General features: G+C 36.6%; 21 protein-coding genes. 1 reads left to right on the top strand and 20 read right to left on the bottom strand.

The window, feature by feature from the left end; translation table 11 throughout:
- Window positions 1-191 precede the first annotated feature (191 nt).
- The 11 genes from WKT12_RS12775 to WKT12_RS12725 form a co-directional block, all read right to left on the bottom strand.
- Entirely contained in the window at window positions 192-1,070 is an 879-nt protein-coding gene (locus tag WKT12_RS12775) for a hypothetical protein (RefSeq protein WP_340319915.1), read from the bottom strand.
- Window positions 1,071-1,376: a PqqD family protein gene (locus WKT12_RS12770; RefSeq protein ID WP_340319914.1), complete on the bottom strand. Its 306-nt coding sequence runs from the start codon at window positions 1,374-1,376 to the stop codon at window positions 1,071-1,073.
- A 14-nt stretch (window positions 1,377-1,390) separates the two neighbouring features.
- Window positions 1,391-2,518 carry a radical SAM/SPASM domain-containing protein gene (locus WKT12_RS12765; protein ID WP_340319913.1) on the bottom strand — a complete coding sequence of 376 codons (1,128 nt, stop codon included), beginning with the start codon at window positions 2,516-2,518 and terminating at the stop codon, window positions 1,391-1,393.
- A 4-nt stretch (window positions 2,519-2,522) separates the two neighbouring features.
- Complete coding sequence (locus WKT12_RS12760) at window positions 2,523-2,945, bottom strand: hypothetical protein (protein ID WP_340319912.1); 423 nt, start codon at window positions 2,943-2,945, stop codon at window positions 2,523-2,525.
- A 250-nt stretch (window positions 2,946-3,195) separates the two neighbouring features.
- Window positions 3,196-4,323 (bottom strand): glycosyltransferase family 4 protein, encoded by a 1,128-nt coding sequence (locus WKT12_RS12755; RefSeq protein ID WP_340319911.1) that lies wholly within the window; start codon window positions 4,321-4,323, stop codon window positions 3,196-3,198.
- Between the two features lie 4 nt (window positions 4,324-4,327).
- Entirely contained in the window at window positions 4,328-5,317 is a 990-nt protein-coding gene (locus WKT12_RS12750; protein ID WP_340319910.1) for a glycosyltransferase family 2 protein, read from the bottom strand.
- 7 nt (window positions 5,318-5,324) lie between these two features.
- Window positions 5,325-6,350, bottom strand: a complete 1,026-nt coding sequence (locus WKT12_RS12745; protein WP_340319909.1) for a glycosyltransferase family 2 protein — start codon at window positions 6,348-6,350, stop codon at window positions 5,325-5,327.
- The gene (locus tag WKT12_RS12740) at window positions 6,347-7,471 is read right to left on the bottom strand and encodes a glycosyltransferase family 1 protein (RefSeq protein WP_340319908.1); all 1,125 of its coding nucleotides are present in this window, start codon (window positions 7,469-7,471) and stop codon (window positions 6,347-6,349) included. The genes WKT12_RS12745 and WKT12_RS12740 overlap by 4 nt, the downstream gene beginning before the upstream one ends.
- Entirely contained in the window at window positions 7,468-8,367 is a 900-nt protein-coding gene (locus tag WKT12_RS12735) for a glycosyltransferase family 2 protein (RefSeq protein WP_340319907.1), read from the bottom strand. Before WKT12_RS12735 ends, WKT12_RS12740 begins: the two co-directional genes overlap by 4 nt.
- Before the next feature lie 9 nt (window positions 8,368-8,376).
- On the bottom strand, window positions 8,377-9,084 hold the full coding sequence (locus WKT12_RS12730; RefSeq protein ID WP_340319906.1) for a glycosyltransferase family 32 protein: 708 nt from the start codon (window positions 9,082-9,084) through the stop codon (window positions 8,377-8,379).
- A gap of 22 nt (window positions 9,085-9,106) precedes the next feature.
- On the bottom strand, window positions 9,107-9,724 hold the full coding sequence (locus tag WKT12_RS12725; protein ID WP_340319905.1) for an HU family DNA-binding protein: 618 nt from the start codon (window positions 9,722-9,724) through the stop codon (window positions 9,107-9,109).
- Between the two features lie 267 nt (window positions 9,725-9,991).
- Here WKT12_RS12725 and WKT12_RS12720 point away from each other — a divergent pair, with 267 nt between their 5' ends.
- Window positions 9,992-11,260, top strand: a complete 1,269-nt coding sequence (locus WKT12_RS12720; RefSeq protein ID WP_340319904.1) for a VapE domain-containing protein — start codon at window positions 9,992-9,994, stop codon at window positions 11,258-11,260.
- A 10-nt stretch (window positions 11,261-11,270) separates the two neighbouring features.
- Here the strand turns inward: WKT12_RS12720 and WKT12_RS12715 are convergent, their stop codons facing one another.
- The 9 genes from WKT12_RS12715 to WKT12_RS12675 form a co-directional block, all read right to left on the bottom strand.
- On the bottom strand, window positions 11,271-12,467 hold the full coding sequence (locus WKT12_RS12715) for a glycosyltransferase (protein ID WP_340319903.1): 1,197 nt from the start codon (window positions 12,465-12,467) through the stop codon (window positions 11,271-11,273).
- 148 nt (window positions 12,468-12,615) lie between these two features.
- Window positions 12,616-13,536: an SP_1767 family glycosyltransferase gene (locus WKT12_RS12710; protein ID WP_340319902.1), complete on the bottom strand. Its 921-nt coding sequence runs from the start codon at window positions 13,534-13,536 to the stop codon at window positions 12,616-12,618.
- 7 nt (window positions 13,537-13,543) lie between these two features.
- Window positions 13,544-14,563: a glycosyltransferase gene (locus WKT12_RS12705; RefSeq protein WP_340319901.1), complete on the bottom strand. Its 1,020-nt coding sequence runs from the start codon at window positions 14,561-14,563 to the stop codon at window positions 13,544-13,546.
- The gene (locus tag WKT12_RS12700; protein ID WP_340319900.1) at window positions 14,556-15,482 is read right to left on the bottom strand and encodes a glycoside hydrolase family 88 protein; all 927 of its coding nucleotides are present in this window, start codon (window positions 15,480-15,482) and stop codon (window positions 14,556-14,558) included. The genes WKT12_RS12705 and WKT12_RS12700 overlap by 8 nt, the downstream gene beginning before the upstream one ends.
- A gap of 137 nt (window positions 15,483-15,619) precedes the next feature.
- On the bottom strand, window positions 15,620-16,768 hold the full coding sequence (locus WKT12_RS12695) for a polysaccharide pyruvyl transferase family protein (RefSeq protein ID WP_340319899.1): 1,149 nt from the start codon (window positions 16,766-16,768) through the stop codon (window positions 15,620-15,622).
- The gene (locus WKT12_RS12690; RefSeq protein ID WP_340319898.1) at window positions 16,731-17,750 is read right to left on the bottom strand and encodes a glycosyltransferase family 2 protein; all 1,020 of its coding nucleotides are present in this window, start codon (window positions 17,748-17,750) and stop codon (window positions 16,731-16,733) included. Before WKT12_RS12690 ends, WKT12_RS12695 begins: the two co-directional genes overlap by 38 nt.
- Window positions 17,747-18,298, bottom strand: a complete 552-nt coding sequence (locus WKT12_RS12685; protein WP_340319897.1) for an acyltransferase — start codon at window positions 18,296-18,298, stop codon at window positions 17,747-17,749. Before WKT12_RS12685 ends, WKT12_RS12690 begins: the two co-directional genes overlap by 4 nt.
- Complete coding sequence (locus WKT12_RS12680) at window positions 18,298-19,428, bottom strand: glycosyltransferase (protein WP_340319896.1); 1,131 nt, start codon at window positions 19,426-19,428, stop codon at window positions 18,298-18,300. Before WKT12_RS12680 ends, WKT12_RS12685 begins: the two co-directional genes overlap by 1 nt.
- Window positions 19,425-20,324, bottom strand: a complete 900-nt coding sequence (locus WKT12_RS12675; RefSeq protein WP_340319895.1) for a glycosyltransferase family 2 protein — start codon at window positions 20,322-20,324, stop codon at window positions 19,425-19,427. The genes WKT12_RS12680 and WKT12_RS12675 overlap by 4 nt, the downstream gene beginning before the upstream one ends.
- Window positions 20,325-20,329: the final 5 nt, after the last annotated feature.

Genomic DNA, 20,329 nt, shown 5'->3' with positions numbered 1-20,329 from the left:
TTTTCAGCGGACTGTCAGGCTTGCTGAAAAAGATTGTATCCCTATGATGCACCAGAAAAGGAGCCATACTGCTCCCTGCTACAATCAGACTGACTTCCTTTCCTGCATCCGTCAGTTCCCGTAACATATCTATATATGCACGTGTATCTACAAATTTCATGACAAACCGTTAATTATTGAGAATGAAATGTCTATATTAGAAGGCTGTTCAGGTAATGTTTAAGTGTAAGTACAGCATCATGTTCCATGTTACACTTTAAATGCACCATAGGCACGTTTTTAGCAATAGCTTCTATTAATCCAATGCTTTTCATTACAGCTTCTTTATTCCATTTATTGATACTCGTTTCTCCAAAGAGCTTACTTACGGCTTTTATGCCCGGCATTTTTTCTACTATATTCTGAGGAGCCTGTTCTATAAATACGATAGCTTTAAGCGGCATTATTTTGTTCCGGTGAATATTGGAGGAACCGCAAAATGGCAATCCGGCAATATAATATTTCTGTGTCATGATATCCTGTACGATGATGGAGCGATCCCCATTGATAATTTCGCACCCTTCATGTCTTTGCCAGAGAGCTGCTTGTGTCGATTTCCCGGTTCCACTGGGAGCTGTAAAGGCTATTCCTTTTCCTTCCCATTCAATCAAAGAGGAATGAAGAACTAATGCATTCTGTTTCAGTAAAAAACGTTCCAATGCAAAAGCCTCCAGTAAAGAGGTATTTATGATAATTGTTTCGGTATCTTCCTGACAAATTTCGATTATTACTTTATTTTCATCAATTTCCCTATAGTATGCATTAATACATCCCATAAGAATACGCCTTTCCTGGTTTTTGTGTTTGAGTACAATACACTGCGGCATTTGGCATATTATCTCCCCATCTATTTTGCTGGAAACTTTTACAACGTTCAGTTGTACCTGAATCAGTTGAGTCTGTTCCGGAGAAAAAGGGCTGGGCTTTTCTTGCGAACAGAATTCAGCACAATCTGCATCAATGTGTAAGGTGGCTTCTGAAGTTATTTCAAATATTACGGTAGCAATCGATAGGTAAATTTTCGACTTCATTTATTTTTCAAGTGTTTCTACATTATCCTTCAATTCGGGGATTTCCAACACCATATTTCGTCTGTAAAGCTCTGTTAGAAAACCATAGACATCTCTTTTTGCGATTTCTTCTGTTATTTCATACTTTTCCATTAATTTTTGTATGATTTCTTCCAGGCAGTTAGAACTATCTACTTCTTTCCAGATAAAAGCAGCCGTTGGAGTTAAATGAATCATTCCATTCAGATGCTCTGATGCCTCTCCAATAGGAATAAGTATGCTTTCTTCATCTATCTCACGTAATACATAGTTTTCGTTGGTTCTCATTTGTTTATTTGCTTTTATTCAAGTTTTTTTAATTCTTCTTTCAGAAGCTCTTCGTAAGCTTCATTCAATTCACAATGATATGTTGCAGGTAAAGAAAAATCATGATTTTCAGCAAACGATGCGGCGCCACATGCTTTACAAATTTTACGGAATCTGCAATTAAAACATTTTTTTGAAGTGAAGATTTGTTTGGTTTCTGTTTTTATAGCCTCCCATGCCTCTTTGAATGCATATTCTTTTAGGCTTCTAGCTGGCTTCTGGAGCATTCCGCAGGGTGATATTTCTCCTTTCCAATTTACCCAAAAGCTACTGACACCGGCTGCGCAAAGTAAGCCCCCAGGGGGTAAAACCTCTTCTTCTTCTTCTTCTGTTTCTTTAATATCCTCTAATGTTTCCTTTATATAGTTGATGTAATCGGATAAATGAGGATGCCCCATTCGTATGACTTTTAATTGCTCTTTGGCTGCCTGCTGGGGAGAAAGTCTATTGATATTATCGGTTGATATCTTTCTAGGTTTCCTTTCTGGAGGAAACATATAAGTAGGAGTAGAAATCGGAATATTTAAACTTTCTGTTATCTCAATTACTTTCTCCAAATCATGGCAATTTTGCGGAGTTGGAGTAAAGTTTATTTTCACTTGCACTCCAGCATCCAGTAGTAAATGAATGCCATTCATCACTTGGGTAAACCCTTTCGGATTGCCGCATAATTCTTTGTAAGTATTATCCGATGCTCCGTAAAGAGATATATTTACCCGTCGTGGTTGATTATGCTTGAATGTTTCTGCTATCTGTTTGTCAATTAATGTCCCGTTCGTATTTAGTGTGATAATGATACCTAAATACCGTAATCCTTCATAAAGTTTTAAGAAATCAGGGTATAATAAAGGCTCTCCTCCCGTAAGCAATAAAAACATACACCCACTGTTTGCGGCTTCTTTTCCGATACGTAACCAATCGTCTACAGACAGTGGTGTACCTTGTTGATACATTTCATGTGGAGACATACGAATATAACACATCTTACAGTCCATATTGCAGGCTGGTAGAAGTTCGAATGTCCCACAGATAGGAGTTCCTGAATTAAAAGCCTTATTGCATAGAAATTTCTCAAACGAATTGACGGGTTGGAGGGTAAACATATTTTTAGCTCAATACTTTATCAATATATGTCCCATCGAAGCGATAAGAACCGTAACAGTCCCCCCCTTTATTTTCTGCAACACTGGCTGGTACATAGTAATTTCCAACTCCCCTCACGGACACACTCCTGTTGGCATACTCTGTGTGATTGTCTTTGAATAGACATGGATCACCATATGGTATAGTCATACCACCATCACTATTACTTTTAGGAGTACTTTTTGTTATATAAGTATTACAGACTACACTTCCTGGAGCATCAATCCATACATAAGTAAAATAACCTTCATCATAATGATTGTGATAAGGGTTAATACAACGCATACCATTCTTTCCTGTTACTTGTGTTCCACAGTTGGAGCAGTAGCTATTTGCTACAAAAGCCTCTTCAATAGCTTGAGGCATAACATATTTTTCTTTTTCCATATAGTTGCTTTATTAAATTAATTAAGTTATGAATTCTATATCTCTAAAAGAAATATATTGTGTGCAAATGTACTATTTTTTTTATTATAAGGTTTTAAATTGATGAAAAAGGTGATGAAAATAAGGCTTATTATGTATCTATATATTCAATTTTACATTGTCTAAAATGGGTAAAATCGGGACGAATAGATATTTGATGCTGTTAGTTCCGACTCTGAAATAAAGCTGAACGAATCGTGCTTAATTGGGATTAATTTCTTAATTCAGATTGAAATAGTTGCATCCATTGATCAATGATATTGTTGATAGAAAAATCATCTACCCTTTTTAATGCTTGATTACTCATTTCTTTTCTGACATCTAGATGTTGTATTAAATAGATTAATTTTTCGCTTAGAGATTTTATATCTCTATTGTATATTAGCAATCCATTCTTTTCATCTGTAATAATATCTTTAGGGCCAAATTGACAGGCAAAAGCAACTGAGGGTAATCCGCATGCCATTGCCTCTAATAGAACTAAGCCGAATCCTTCATATAAAGATGTTAGAACAAAAATTGATGATTCTGCCATCTCTTTCTTTACATTATTGGAGTATCCTGTTAATACGACACTGTTACCAAGATTTAATCTTTTGATTTCTTCCTCTAAATTGTTTCTTTCTGGACCTTCACCAACAATCTTTAATTTCCAGGTAGGGCATTCTCTTTGCACAAGATTCCATGCTTTTATTAATGATATAAAATCTTTCTCTATACTTAATCTACCCACTGCAATTATATAATTATTATTATTGTAATTGTTTGTAGGTTCAAATGTTGCAGGGTTATGAATATAAATGAATTTATTATTATTGGGGAAAAAAGTATCTTTATCCTCTTTTGTTAGCAAGACCATTTTGTTATATCCTTTTGACATAACCTTATAATCTAAAAAATTTAAGGATTTAGCTAATATTTTCGATTTATAAGTGAAGTTACGATAATTGGAATTGAAATGTATTTCTCTAATTTTTATAGCGTTCGTATGAAGTAAAGGTACTATATATTTTTCGCTTTGTCCTACACTGATAATTATGTCGGGGGTTATTTGTGAAATGACTTTTTGTAGCTTGAGATAATGATTTATAATCTTAAAATTAGATATTATCTGATGGAGCTTAGATTTATAGTCGTCTTTATAATAATTGATTTGGAGATTGATAAAGGTTATTTTAGGAGATAGTTCGTGAATCAAAGGGTGATTCATCCAATTATCTGTAACAATAATATATACTTTATTTTGAGGAATATCAGCTAAAGCATTAGCTTTTAATAAAGTAACTTTTTGTATTCCTCCTAAGCCACGAATACTATTTATGGTATAAACTATTTTCATATATTCATTTCTTTAATTTATATATTGATTCATTTATAAACATGAAACAATTATATGTTTTAGGTATATAAAGGAATAAAAGTAAACCTATTTTTTTAGATAAACAGATGTGTTTATTTCGAACAAATTCTTTTATTGTTTGTCGCTTTAATATTAAGAATTGGCTAATTGTATAATTATTCCATTTTGTCTTCTCAGAACGATATCGAATATTAATTATAGTTTTATATAGTTTTTGTAGACAAAATGCTCTATATAAGTTATTTTCTACTGGAATTTCATGTAAACATATAAGATATGAATATGCGCGATTAATAAAGTTTTGATTTATAAGTTGATGAGTTATAGATGATGGTCTTTGTACCCAATAGTATAGTGGAACATTTACTAAAAGAGCAGAATTTGTCTTAAGATATACTTGGTTATTAAACTCGGTATCTTCTGTTCCTGTTTGTTTAAATCTTAAATTGCTTATCAAACTTTTTTTATATAGTTTATTCCATACAACTTGAAAATTCATTTCAGACCATTTTAACTTTTGGTCATTGACATTGTATAATCGCTTCATTAAACTTAAACGATTAGCGGTAAAAGTGTTATTGATAGTTACTGTAATATCTTCTTTACAATATTTCCATACTTGTTTGAAAGTTACCATTGAAAAATCATAATCTCCTTTTTGTAAGGCTTCATACAGGATTTCAAGCATTTGCGGATGAATATAGTCGTCTCCGTCAATAAAAGAGATGTACTCCCCAGTTGCATGATCTAAACCTGTGTTTCTTGCTCCTGACAGCCCTTTATTTTGCTGGTGAATAACGATGCATCTACCATCTTGTTTGGCATATTCATCACATATTTTCCCAGAATTATCTGTAGAACCATCATCTATTAAGAGAATTTCAAGGTCTTTGTATGTTTGGTTAATAATACTTTCAATACAAGCAGGTAAATATTCTTCTACGTTGTATATGGGAACTATAACACTTATCATACGTTTTTTATATTATTTTCTTTATACATACAATTAATAGCATAAGCACTCTGTTCATGTTATGCTTGGCTGCAAAAAAGAAGACTTTCCAATGTATCGGGAAGTAGGTTAAATCGAGTTCTTTATATGCTTCTCTATAATGTGGCTGTCTGATAATCTCAGCTATTTTATTTGTTTTCGCTTTCAGGGTATCGGGGGACAAACATTCATTTAATCCCAATCCGATAATGCTGAGTGCAATACGGTTGTACAGAGCTTTGTGACCGATTTCATCAGTGACAGTTGCTTTCATGTAGTTGAATAGTCTGTTCCATTGCTGAGATAACTGGGGCTTATATCTTTTCGTTTCTGCACCGGAGTTGAATTTACGGTAATGATAAAAAGCTTTGTTTATGTAAACGGCTTTCTGTACTTTTCTAAATACATTGCAGTTGAAGAGGGAATCTTCTGCTGTACCGATTATTTTTAAATCAATAAACGATGTCCCATCAAGCACCTCTCTTCGATAAAGTTTTCCCCAGATAGTCCCTAATGAATCCAGCATACCCGGATTGGCAAGTTCCTCGCCTACCGGTCCTATCATTCTTCGCTGGAGTTGTTTACATGCTTCTTTTGTGAAATGCTGTGTTTGTGCAAACAATAACTTAGGCAGCGAGCGATTGCTAAACTCTCGTACGTATGCAAAGAAGCAGACATCCGCATCTTCTATCGTTTGCAGACACTCTTCGATTGTAGATGAATCAATCCAGTCGTCCGCATCTACAAACATGACGTATGTTCCCGTAGCTTTACTGAGTGCTAAGTTTCTGGCTGCCGAAACTCCTTGGTTGGGTTGGGAGAACACCTTTAGTCGATTGTCTTTGACTGACAACTCTTTTAATAGGCACAGGCTATTGTCCGTACTACCATCGTCAACTGCTATGATTTCAATGTGTGAATAGCTTTGTTGGAGCAGAGAATTTAGACATTCACGAATGTATTTCTCCGTATTGTATACCGGTACGATGATAGAGACTAAAGGATTTTTCATCATGATAGTTTGTTTAGATAAAAATTCGTCAGCCATTCTGCATTGTTGCTAATATCGAAACCAGCCTTCTTTATCATAGCAGTTGTATCTACATGTGGCATATTCATGCACTTTTCCAGTTGAGTTACCCATACTTCTGGCTTTTCCTTGATGGATATAGGATAATAAACAGGTGTAAGTCTGGTCTGGTCAGAAATAGTATCCGATAGTACACAAGGCAATCCACTGGCTTGCGCTTCTATTAATGAAACAGGCAAGCCTTCGTAGAAAGAAGGGAAGAGGAATACGTCGAATGCCTGATAGAGTAAAGGCATATCTGCTCTGTTTCCTAAGAAACAGACATCTTTTCCCAGTCCAAGATGCTTGACTTTTTCTTGTATCACACCTTGAAGCTCTCCGCTTCCAACGAGCGCCAATACACTTTCAGGATGTTTGGCATGAAATTCGTGGAAGATGTCAATCAGAAAATCATGGTTTTTCTGCGGACAGAATCTTCCTACATGACCAATCACATATTTGTTGGCCCAGCCGAATTCAGCTTTTACTTTTTGGGAGGTTGCTTCATTATAGGCAAAGGCTGCGGCATCGATAGCATTCCGCATGAAAATCAGTTTTTCCCGATTTTTCTTTCCAAATAACCATTCTCCTGCAATCTGGCTACAAGTAAAGTAGTCGGTTGAGAGCTTACGCATTTGCCTTGCCAACAGTTCCCGAGGAATTCGTTTGAGTTTCTCTATTGCGGTTTCACTGCTGAATACGGGTGCATTGTGTGCATGGCAAATCCGCACTGGTACTCCGTGTTTAATTGCTTCCTTGAAAGCAAAATAACCCAATTCAGACATGTGTGAATGAAGAATTTGATATTCCGGATGATTATCGAAGAACGTTTTCAACAATTGTTGATATTTAAACAGGTTCTGTGGATAAATAGGACACATCCTGAATATCCTTCCTCCCATCGCTTCTATTTCATCGTCATAAGCTCCCCGTTCCTGACGGTGTACCATGAAGTCGAACTGTATCTTGCTTTTGTCGATGGCACGATAGTAATTCATGACCATGGTTTCTGCTCCTCCCCGATTCATGATGGTAAAGAGATTCAGTATTCTGATGGGTTTATTCATTTTACATTCAATTTTTGGTTGGATTGCACTTTATATTTTGTCAGTAGGTACAATAAACAGCCCGGTAGAATGGCGAGTATGGTCAAACCTGGCAAAGGAGATTCTGCAATGAAATGTATATTCTTGGATCGGATGGAACTGGATACATAGTGTATGCACGATTCAAATTTTCGTTTCATGCTGCCACACAGTTTCATGTCGACTTTGCGGATGAAAGCAAATCCTTTAGGGTTGTTCCAGTACTGCCGGTACATGTTCATGCTGGAGCCATCTTGCTGGTATTCTACAACGACAAGCGGTTTATTCAAGGTAAGCAGCGTATAATCCTGATCAATGAGCAGATACTTGTAGCCGAGACTCACATATTTCTCTCCTTCAAAGATGGGATATTCCGGATATTGCTTGATTACTTCAGTTCGGTATACCAGTTTTTTGTCCCCCTTCCCTCCTTTGGCATAGAAGCCGTTCAAGGTCGTTTCTGTCATTCCTTTAGGGAAAGAAGTCCCGATGATGTTTCCGTTTTCAGTACAATCCAAGCCGATGATGCCTGCATACTTATCGGAACCATGGGCTTTCCAGAAATTGACAATCGTTTCCACTGCATCATCGGGCATATAGTCGTCAGAATCGATACAGGTATTCAGTTCGGTATCTATATTCCGGTACGCGGTGTTGTGGGCACCGTGCATTCCCTGATTCTGCTGGTAAATGTACCGGATACTGATTTTACCTTCCTGTATCCATCCTTCCACCAGTGCCTTTGTTGAATCCTTGGAACCGTCATCCACAATCAGCCATTCAAAGTCGTCACAAGTCTGGCGTAGCAGGCTTTCGTACGTTCTACCTAATGTGTGAGCCCGGTTATATGCAGGGGTAAATATGGTGAGTGTTTTCATTTGTCTGTCTTATTTCATTTTTGTTCCTATCAGTCGATGGAATAATTGTGATAGTTTAGTACGCCACTTGGAATTGCCTATCCACGACTGGCTGAACCAGTGTATGGTGTAAGTCTTTGGCGTGCGGGTGATTTTTCCGTTCAGGTAATCGTAGGGAGTGAAATACTCCGAAGGATATACCGTAAAATCGTGGATTTGCTGTTTTTCTCCATTCAGGATCAGTCCGTATGAACGTGTTAGCATTCGGGTCCATTCTTCTACATTGGTAGTCTGATCCAGACTTCCGTCTGCCTTGATAAACTCGCGCTGTTGATAGGAGTTCAGGAATTCACCTATTAGTTCATTCTTCGGTTCTGCTCCTATGATGTTAGTCGCTATCCATTGAGTTCCTTCAAATCCTAAAAATGCTTTGTGCCCTAATAAATCGTCCAGCGGGCGTAACACTTCCACATCGGTATCCATGTAGATGCCTCCTTCGTGATACAAAGCCCAAAGGCGTGCCACGTCGCTTACAAATGCCCATTTCTTATGCTGATAGGCATCCCGGCAATAGGCACATTGGTTGATGTCGAAATTGCTTTCGTTCCATTCTTTGATGACGTATCCTTTACAATATTTCTTCCATGTACCTATCAGGCGTTTCACATCTTCAGGTTTTTCTTTCCCGCCAAACCAGCAATAATGTATTATTTTAGGTATCATAAATAAAAAAATCATGCTTTTTTGCCCTTCACGCCCTTCACACGTTCCCGTAGAAGCCTTTGGCCGGCTTGTATATCGGATTGTGTAGCGTGTTGACATTTACCAGTCTGCCTTCATCCTGCAATCTCTGTAAATGCCGTTGAGCAGTTGTTTTCGTAAAACCACAAAGCCTTTCAAACTTGGTTCTTGTCAGAAAATCGTTCTCGTAAAAGTAGTCCACCAGTAATGCGTCTATTTCGTAGATGTCCAGTCTGGAGGAATGTACTTTGATGTCGCTTCGTTCAAACCGAGCACGGTTCTCCAGGCTGTTCTTCAGGATACTGTCTGCCCTGAACTCTACCGCCTTTATTCCGATGCTCTGTGAACGGGTGGTCTTGGGATCGGCATCCTTGGGAGCCGAGAGTGAAAGGTAAAAATAACCTATCCCCGGCAGGTACACACGGTCGCCTTCACACAAGTTGTATGCCAGCTCATCCCCTAATTCATCCAGTACTGCCCGTATATCCCCTTTCGAGAGTGTACAGCGCTTGCTGATGTTGTTCACTATATCGTTTATGTCTACGGTATGGCTTCTTACCACCCGTGCATGATATTTCTCTTTTCCCTCCTTCTCCGGATCGGATGGAGATGCATAAAAGTCAAATAGAATAGGCATGTTTCACATAGTTTTATGAGTATCTTTTCACTTAAATGAAGCGTTCGCCTGACTCCTGTGAAGCGTTCATTTCACCTTGGTGGGGCGATGTGTTCACCTTTGTGTAATGGTTCCAACGTCTGCACGTTTCCCTTTTATCTTCGAGGTATCTAAGGCTGTTGAAAGCCTCGAAACGGCTTGTCGCAAGATATTGTCCAACGGCTGTTGAAGCTGTTGCAGCAGGTCACTGTGTACGTTATATTTGCCAAAGTTATAAATAAAAACTGTATGAAAAAATTCCTTAAAAACATTTTCTGTAAGCTCCGCAAGCACTTCGTTACAGACCAGTCAGCCGAGGTGCCGGCGGCATCTCTCCGTGTGGTAGAACCTTTTGTTACACGGGCCAGACGTTACAAACCCGATGAGTTGAGCCGTTTTCTGAACGAGCATTACCAGTTTCGTTTCAATCTGCTGACAGAGATGACAGAGTTCCGTTCTGTCCAGACTCCGACAGCAGAGTTTGCATTATTGGATGACCGCGAAATGAATACGATATGCATCGAAGCCTTTAATTCCGGTCTGTGCTGCCGCGACCGTGATGTAAAGCGCTATGTCCGTTCTACGTACATCGAGGCTTATCACCCTTTCCGACTGTATCTGGATAGTCTGCCGGAATGGGATGGTACCGACCGGATGACCGACCTGGCAAGGCGTGTATCGTCTACTTCCTACTGGAGGGACTGCTTTCATCGGTGGATGCTGGCACTTACGGCTCAGTGGATGGGACTGAACCAGGGTATTCATGCCAATAGTACCGCTCCCCTGCTTGTCAGTACCGAACAGGGCTGGCATAAGTCTACGTTCTGCAAATCGCTTGTTCCGGCTTCTTTGCAGGCTTATTATACCGATCAGCTTGATTTGTCGGAAGGACATACTACCGAAATGAAGCTGGCCCTTATGGGACTGATCAATCTCGATGAGTTCGACCGGCTGTCGGTACGGAAAATGGCACAGTTGAAAAATCTGATGCAAATACCATCGCTCAACCTCCGCAGAGCCTATAAGAAAAATTACTGTCAGTTGCCTCGTATTGCTTCCTTCATTGGTACTTCCAACCGCAAAGACCTGTTGACGGATCCTACCGGCAGCCGTCGTTTCATCTGTGTGGAAGTGGAAAGCATGATCGATTGTACGAATATCAATCATGACCAGCTTTACGCCCAGCTTCGTCATGAACTGCTTGCCGGTGAACGTTACTGGTTCACTTCCGAAGAAGAAGCCGAGATACAGCGCCGTAATTTGGATTTTTACCGGATCATGCCCGAAGAAGAAATCTTCCGTAGCCATTTCCGTGCGGCAGTGTCCAATGAGGCTGGTGAGATGCTTTCCCTTGCCGATATCCTCGAAGTACTCCGTGAACATCATCGGGGACTGATGCGTAACATCAACCTCTCCCGGTTCGGCAGTGCCTTGGTGGCTTCCGGTGTAGAACGGTTGCATACCCGTGAGGGCAACCGTTATCGGGTAGTCCGGATCGGTGAAGGGCGTGAAGGGTAAAAAAGGGTAATTAATTCATTAAACTGTAGAGTTTTTGCACCTCCTTTTCGTTTCCGTAGTCGTGTTCCTTCAAATAACCGACTATCTTTTGTTGAAGTTCTTTATTCTTGATAAATTGAGCTATTTCATGGGCACAGCCGGCATTGTCTTGCGGAACAATGATTCCGTCGACACCTTGTTTAATCTGGCTGTGCGCCGTGGGATAGTTAGCCACAATGACAGGCTTACACAGTATCTGTGCTTCGCGTACGGTAACGGCATTTCCTTCAAATCGGGAAGGCTGTACATAAATGTCGCATTCCTTGATGAAGGGGTAAGGATTTTCCCGCTTTCCCAAAAGAATGACGTGTTCTTCCATTCCTGCTTCTTTTATCTTTTCCTTTATCAGTTGTTCATCTCCTCCATAGCCTACGATATACCAGTATACCTCACATCCTTCCTGCAATATCCGTCGGCATATATCGGGCACATTGTCGAAATTCTTGGCAAAGGTGAAACGACCTACAGAGAGCAGATTGACTCGTCCGTTCTGGATCGGGGAATCTATCTTGCTTGTCAGTGCCTTTGCTCTGACCGTCCGTGGAGAAAGAATATTGGCTATCTCGATGATTTTTCCGGCCAAAGTTGGGAATACACTCAAGAAAGAACGTGTCACATCTTCCGATATGGAAACAATATGGTCGAACTGACTCCATACTTTTATCTCCTTTTCCACATTCACACTGATTTTGGTGTAATCCGTATGAATCCATGCTAATTTTTTCTTTGCCTTTACTTTATTCAATACAATGTTGTGAGGAGTCAGGAAGCTGATGGCCAGATCATATTCCGTATTCGGATTGATGTCCGGCAACAGCGGTGTCACCGCATCAAATACATATTGTAGGATAGCCGAACCTTCTTTCAAGTGGTTTCTCTTTGCATACCGGGCAAACTGGAATTTAGCCCATAATCTGGCCAATGCAATATCAGGGAATCCTTTCAGTATCGCTTCCTTTATCGGTTTTTCTATGACATCATATTTCTTGATTTCCGGTAATAAGTGTACCGTATCTGGTACCTGTTTCAACAGTTCTCCCCGGTGACTGTACAGAAACAAATCAACATCGTACAGTTCTGTATCGATTGCATTGAGCAGACCGATTAGACTTATTTCCGCTCCTCCAATTTCTAAATAATGTATGGCTATGAAAATGCGTTTTTTCATGTATACATGAGACTATGTAGTAATAAAGTTAGTAAATTCTGGTTTCTATCGGAATATGTTTGATATTGGTTATTTAATTGATAGATTTTCCTTAACTACTATTTTTATAATAAGGGAATAACTGAGGTTGTTACTAATGAATAGATATTTATCCAATTTTAGAAATAATTTGGCTTAAATACACTTGGTCGTTGCATAGTCCTACACCAACTCCAGCTCCAGCTTCATTTACAAATTTATTATGTACGGGAACTTTATGAGTAGCTTTCATTAGAAACCATTCGTATTCAATATCTACGTGTCCTATATCAATAGCCTGATATCCTAATTTCGCTAAATCGTAAGCCATAATAGTTGCAGTAGGACCTAAGGCTAGTAGAATTAAGTATTTAGTTTTATCGTATTGAGTTACTTTTTCTAATATAGGACGATAGTAATTGAATGCATTTCTATTAGGTGCCAGAATTCTTTTTATTGACTTAGCGTTGTTAAATAAATCGTTATTTACTCCAAGACGACTTTTTTCTCCCTCTATTATTATTAAATCTCTATCTTGCCATATTTGTTTAAGTAGGTTAAACATACGATTAGCCATAGGAGGATTTTGATACATCATGTAGCATCTACTGATGAAGGCATTGTAAAAAGTTGTTTGTTTATTTATATATTTATACCAATATTTTCGATAGAAGGCTAAATGTTTTTTCCAGTGTTTTTGGGAGTCTGAGTCATATATAGATAGATTGTTAAATATATCAGGTAGACATACTATATGGTTTGCTATGGGTTTACTTAACACCTCAATCATTTTTTTTCGTAATATTGGATTTTTATCTTGAAATCCTAATTTCTTCCCAGCTATCAGTTTGATTTCTCCATCCCCTAATCTGCTGACTGAACAATGGGTTTGTAGGATATGGTTTACGGAATCTTCCAGAGAAGCTACTTTAGGTGCTTGTACGAAGTGTTTATAAATAAAATCATTCATTAAGTGGATATTGGCATTTCCTTGAATATATAGATTTACTATTGCATTCCAGATATAGAGTATTATTGTTTTTATAATCATTCTTGTTTTATTTTATAAATTGTCGTTTTAATATATTATATACAGCAAAACTGACTTTCCATTTCATTAATAAGAAAAATAGATACTCTTTCTTACTGTTATATAGATTTTTATAACCTATTATATGAAAAGATTCTTTAATAAACTTTAGCGATAGAATATGTTCTATATCTTTTAGTCTATTTGAAGAATTTGGATTGTTGAAAACGTTTCTAAATAATAAGTTTGTATATCGTTTAATGATATATTGGGCCATATCGTAAGTTATAGGCGTATATAAATCCAAATTATATTTTTTTATTAGTTCCTTTTTATCTTTTACTTGTAAAATAAGGCTACTTTCCATGTAAGGATTATATTTACTTCTCATGATACTATTTGTATTATTTACACGATAATAATATAATGCCTCTTTGATTAGATAAACTCTTGTTGTGGAAAGTAATGCTTTTAAATTATATGTAGTATCTTCTCCACACCGTACATTTTCATTAAAAAGGATTTGTTCTGTAATAACCCAATTCCTTTTAAATATAAATCTCCAAGAAAAACATAAATCATTACTTTCATGGATTTTTGTATTGTATTTGATAAAGTCGAGAGTATTACATACGCAATTGGCAGGAAAATTGGGATAAACAATATTATTATTGGGGATAGTTTTAAAGCTACACATTACTAAGTCCAGCTGATAAGTTTTTGCTATAGTAATCATCTTTTGATACATATTTTCAGCAATTGTATCGTCTGGATCAATAAATGCAATATATGTACCTTTGGCGTTATAGATTCCAGTATTACGGGCTGCACTAGGGCCTCGATTAGGTTGACATATTAATTTAATATTGTCATGATGACTGATATAAGCTTCAACTATAGATTTACTATTATCTGTAGAGCCATCATCAATGCATAGAATTTCTATATTCTTTTCCGTTTGCTTGATGAGGGAATCTAAACATTCCGCTAAATACTGTTCTACATTGTATATGGGAACTATAACACTTAAAATGGGTTCTTTACACATATTTGTTAAGTTCGGTTGATAGATATAATGTAATACCAAGTGTAAAAGGCATTGTTGAAAATTCTGTAGAATAAAATCCAATACCTTTAGTATCACCCTGTGAATAATCTACAGCTCCACTCCTTTGTGTGGCCTTCATTAAGGCTTTTTCTACCGCAAGGGCTGCAATTTTATATTTTTCTGATTTGGTGATTGTATACGCTTTAATGAATAACAATCCAATCAATGCACTACCGGAAGACTCGAAGCGAGTCGTTTTATTAAAATACATACAACCGAATCCTCCTTCCTCTTGCTGCAGAGGAAGTAAACTTTCTGCTAATCTAATAACTCTTTTCTCATTTTCTTCTGAATAGGAGGCTTCAGTAATACCTAGTATATACCAGCCAAGTCCTCTGCTCCAGTCGTAAATACCTAAAGGTAGTTTGTTCGTTAAATGATAGGCATGAGGAGGAAATACATGGTTCAGTAAGATTTCATCAAATTCTTTAATTTGTTTGGTTGCTATATTTTCTTTTCCGCATAAGTTTAAAAACGGACAGACCATTCCAATTGTATCAACGAAGCGAATATTGGGTAAGTTGTCTCTGTATGGGATAGTTGAGGATTGATATTTATTCAAAAATGAAAGAATCTTATGTTCATTTTCGATTGAAAGTGCATTTCTTTTCTTTAATGTATATGCTAGTAAAACCTGATCGGGATATATAATATTCTGATCAGATAACCTTTTGTTTAATTTGTCATATATATCAGGTTTTTGTGGTTCTACCCCTAATAGCAGTCCTGCAATTTGCCAGGATTGAATTGCATTTGATTGGTATTTTTTACAGATGATATCCCATAAAATAAGTCGTTTGGAGTCCTTAATTTTTACGGTTGGGGTATGTCTTAACCAATCTTGTGCCTTTTTATTCATCGCTTTTTGCCATTCGGCCCGAGTATTCCATCGTCCTATATGGATTCTATTAGTCCATGTCTTTAGTGAAAAATAGAAATCTGTGCAAATGAAAATAATAGAAAGGCATCCGATAAAGAATATGAAGAAAATTATTGTCATCTATCAAAAATACGATTAATATTAGATACTTGTTCTTTAATGTTTGGAATTATTATATCTAACTGTTGTTTTATATTGGATTCATTAGCTTGTAGCCATTTAAATGCTTCTGTCATATCATCTTTTTTCTTTAAAGATTGAACAGGCAGAACATATCTTTTGTATGTTCCGAATAAATCTTGGGCAATGCCCTTTGCTTTAACAGAGTATCCGATAACTAATGTTGGGACTTTCTCGGAATAAGCAGCAATAGAAGAGTGTGTACGTGCAGCAATCATAAATCTGCAACGGGCAATATATCCTTTCAGTTCTTCTGCTGTATGGTTTTCAATCATACAGATACGTCCAGTTCCCTTAAATCTGTCATACAATATGTTTAAAGGTATTCGATCATCATTGTGGCTCCATACTACATGCGGAATTAAGGCAACCTGCATATCTGTCTGAGTAATGATGTAATTGATTAATTCAATATAGTTTTGTAATGTCACTCCTTTTCCACTTTCATAACCGATAATCATTGGGCTTACATTGATTCCAACTGTATTTCCTTCAATGAACTTATTAGATAAAGGTAAGTCAATTCGGTTTAATTGGAAGGCCGAATCTGGAATAAGTATAGCTTGCTTCAAGCCTTTGTCCTTCATTGCCTGATAGGTAATGCTTTCTCTGGCAATAATATGAGTGTATCCTTGTAAGTCTTCCAACATTTCTCCTTTTATGCTGTTTGGTTCTATAGAGCATCCCCATAAAATTGTTTTTCCTCCCTTTTTACGGATTTCTTTATTAACCAGATAGATGAACTTTGGAACACCATAACAATAATTATCTCCTCCGATGGAGAGTATATAATCGGCTGTTTTAGCAGCTTTCAATATCGGGGAGAAGTGAATACGGTCATAAGCTGTTTGGGCACCGTAAACTTTAGCTTGAAAAACAGCTTTGAGATATTGTAGACTAAAACGGGATATAGGGCAATGATCAGATTGTACGTTGCAAATTGCATCCAATCCCACTTTTTTGTCTTCTTCAGGTGAAGCGGAAAAAAGTGTAACATCAGCCTGAGTTATTTTACAAGTAGATCGAACGATAGCCTCACATCCGTGATTACCGCTTCCGCCATGTGGATATAATATTAATTTCATGTTTCAATTCTATAAGTCCCCATAAAAGTCTATACATTCTTTGGCAGATGCATATTTTTATCCATTGAGGAGCATGTATATCTTTTATATATTGGGGTAATTGTTTAACTTCTGTTATACTGACTATCTGTTTAATATACTGTAATTTGTAATTTATAGATTTTCCTTTGAAACATTCAGGAAAAGATAATATCGCATCATACATACACCACCATAATCGATGATACAAGTAGGAAATGCTATAATCATTCCATAGATTTTTTCGCTGAAAAAAATCCTTTAAAATATTCCATTGTGCATAATCAATTTCAAACTGATTGATTCTTTTTATGGATGATAACGTTCCGTTTCCTATAATACGATAATGATAAAGGCATTGGTCAACAATATATATTGCTTTTACATATTCCAAATAGTTATAATTGAAAAGCAAATCTTCACCATAAGTGTACTCTGGTGGAAAATGGATATTATGTTCTTGGATGATTGTCCTTTTGTATAATTTGATGACTGGTCCAAATAATAAGAACTTTTTGTTGATATCTGTAAATGCGTTTGTATCTTGTTGCTCTATATGTATTATACCTGTCTTATATGAATAATTTTTGAACGCTCCATTGCTATAATGTCGTTGTAACCCACAAACCACTAAATCTACATTATATTTTTCAATTGGCTGAAACAATTCGTTTAAATAATTGGGGGCTATCCAATCATCACTATCAATAAAGGCAATGTATTCACCTTGCGCTTCTGTAATTCCCCTATTTCTAGCCTTTGAAACTCCCTGATTGGGTTGATGGATTACCTTTATTCTTGAATCCTTTTGCTCCCATTGGTTACATATTATTTCACTTCCATCAGAAGAACCATCATCAATCAGAATACATTCAAAGTCTTTATACGATTGATTTACTACAGACCGGATGCATTCATTTAAATATTGAGATACATTATATACGGGAATGATGATACTAATCATATAACAAATCCTATTTTATCAGAAAGGTCCTCAATCATTTGTTCCTTTTTTTCTTCAGTAATATTTCCTATGACATATTCTTCTGAGTAGCGTGGACTTTTACTGAATAATTTTTTCTTTTTTTCAATGAATTCTTCATAGCTGCATATAATTCTTGCAGGTGATCCTAATGCAACGCAATTGTCTGGAATTGATCGTGATACAACACTTCCTGCTCCTATAATTACATTATTCCCTATTTTTACATTAGGTAATATGATACTTCCTGCTCCTATAAAAACATTATTACCTATAGTAACACGTCCAATCAGCGTGTAACCTAATATACGTTTGGTGCAGGCATCGTGTGCTAATACGTGCACACGTGGAGCAAGTGTTACATTATCACCGATTGATATCAACCAACAATGACCTGGATCTATGATACATTCTCCTAAAATATGACAGTTTTTACCTATTTGAAGTCCATTGGCTATAGCTATTTCCAGTTGGCTTCTGTCATCTATTTTTAGTAAATATTTTCTAATCCATGAATATAATTTAATCATTATAGTATTTTATATAAAAGTTTCAGTTGTTTCTGTTTGTGAAATCTTCCATCCAAGTTTGTCCGAATAACTGATCTCTTGTTTTTTATCTTTTCGCATGTCTCTTTTAAGAGATTCAGAAACTCTATATCATTACTGAATAGTATTCTATTTATATCTTTTTGTTGAGATAATGCTTCTCTGTTGGATGGTATGTCGGATGCTATAATGGGTAGATGGAGTGCCATGGCATCTAGTAAGGATATACTAAGTCCTTCAATATATGAGGCGGAAACATAACAATCTGCATGATACATAAAAGCATAAGGATTACCTATATGACCTAGTAGTATAATATTATTCTGTAAATTGTGATTTTGAATGGCTGTTTTTAGTTTTTCTTCTTCGTGATCACTTCCTCCTCCAAGTATCCACCATGAGAATGAAAAACCTGCTTTTTTTAGTAATGATGCAACACGAATAATTCTGTCATATCCTTTCACTTGAATAATTCTTCCCACAGAAATGAAAACAGGGCGTTCGTTTAGAACAGGTAGTGATATTTTTTCAAGTGTTCTTTGATTTATTGCTGATATGTCGACTGAATTATATATCACCGTTGTTTTTGTGTCCGGAATACTGAATGTTTTTTGAAAACTATCGAGAACAGCTTGTGATACCGCCACAATTTGGTCAAAAGCCTGATATATTTTTTTTTCATTAATCAGACCTTCATCGGTTTTATTTTTTTGAGAATATTCAGTAAGTGTATGCAACCAGGCTATTTTCTTTCCTTTAATGTTAGCACTTCCGACAAGATGTGTAGGCTGGCCTTCATAAAAAGCAATGACGGTATCGTATTGATTTCCTATCATAATTTTATAAAATAATGAAGGAAAGTGCTTCAGCACATAAGATGATAAACGATAATACCAGCGTTTATGGTTGTTTATAATATATTTATAATGAATATGCTCCTTAAACGGCTTATCAAAATATCGTTCGTAATTAGGATAAACACTGTATTTATAGATGGAGCATACCGTAATATCATATAAATCAGGATCTAAATGATTGACGATATCTATTAACATTTTCTCTGCTCCACCTACAATAAAGGATTCGATTATGAATATAATTTTCTTTTTCATCTAAGGTAGGATTTAAATTGGAGTCTTCTACGTATAGAAAGCATAAACCCTATCGGGAGCAAGAAGAAGACTTTCTTGTCCTGACATTTTAATATATAGCGATATTCATGTGCCAGGCAGCAACATGATATAAATTGCAATATATAGTTGATGCGTAATTTGGGGTTATCAATATATGCCAGTTTCTTTAGAAACATTTGGGCATATCCCATCGGATTGTTTTTCAGGAGCTTCCAGCTGGATTGTGTTAATCCTCCTTCCAGATATTCACAATAGTAAATGACTTTGTTATACCAGCGCAAAATGTAACCATCAAGTGCCATCTGATCCCATACAACAGATTCTGGTATGAATTTTTCATTGGCCCATACAGGGAAACTATATTGCCTTAACTTTTCTGTAAAAAAAGCTTCTGCCATATCTGCTTCCAAACCATATTTAGCGCGATTGATATTAGAGGTATCAATATAATTGAAACTCTTATTCGGTATGGAAGAATTATGATTATTTATTTCCCGTAATCCGGAAACTCCTATAAAATTAGTTTGTTCTGGTAACTCTGAAAACCATTTAATTAAAGATTCCAGTGCATCATCGGTCAGATAATCATCCGAATCTACAATAAAGAAATATTTTCCTTGGGCTAATTTGATTCCATCATTAATGGCACGTGCTTTTCCTCCATTTGCTTTTTTTATGTATCTGATAGGAAATTGTGTATGTTCTTTTTGCCATTGTTGTATGATGTTTTCTGTATTATCAGTTGAACCATCATCTATGATTATCCATTCAAAACAGGTTGTAGACTGGCGTTGCAGGGATGCGTATAGACGTCCTAATAAATGTCCCCGGTTATAACTGGGTGTAAAAACAGTTAATACAATGGATTTGTTCATAGCAG

Origin of the sequence: Phocaeicola sp. HCN-6420, from assembly GCF_037890145.1 — a bacterium.
Classification (GTDB): Bacteria; Bacteroidota; Bacteroidia; order Bacteroidales; family Bacteroidaceae; genus Phocaeicola.
Note: the sequence above shows the minus strand (reverse complement) of the source record. Positions and strands in the feature narration are given on the sequence as shown.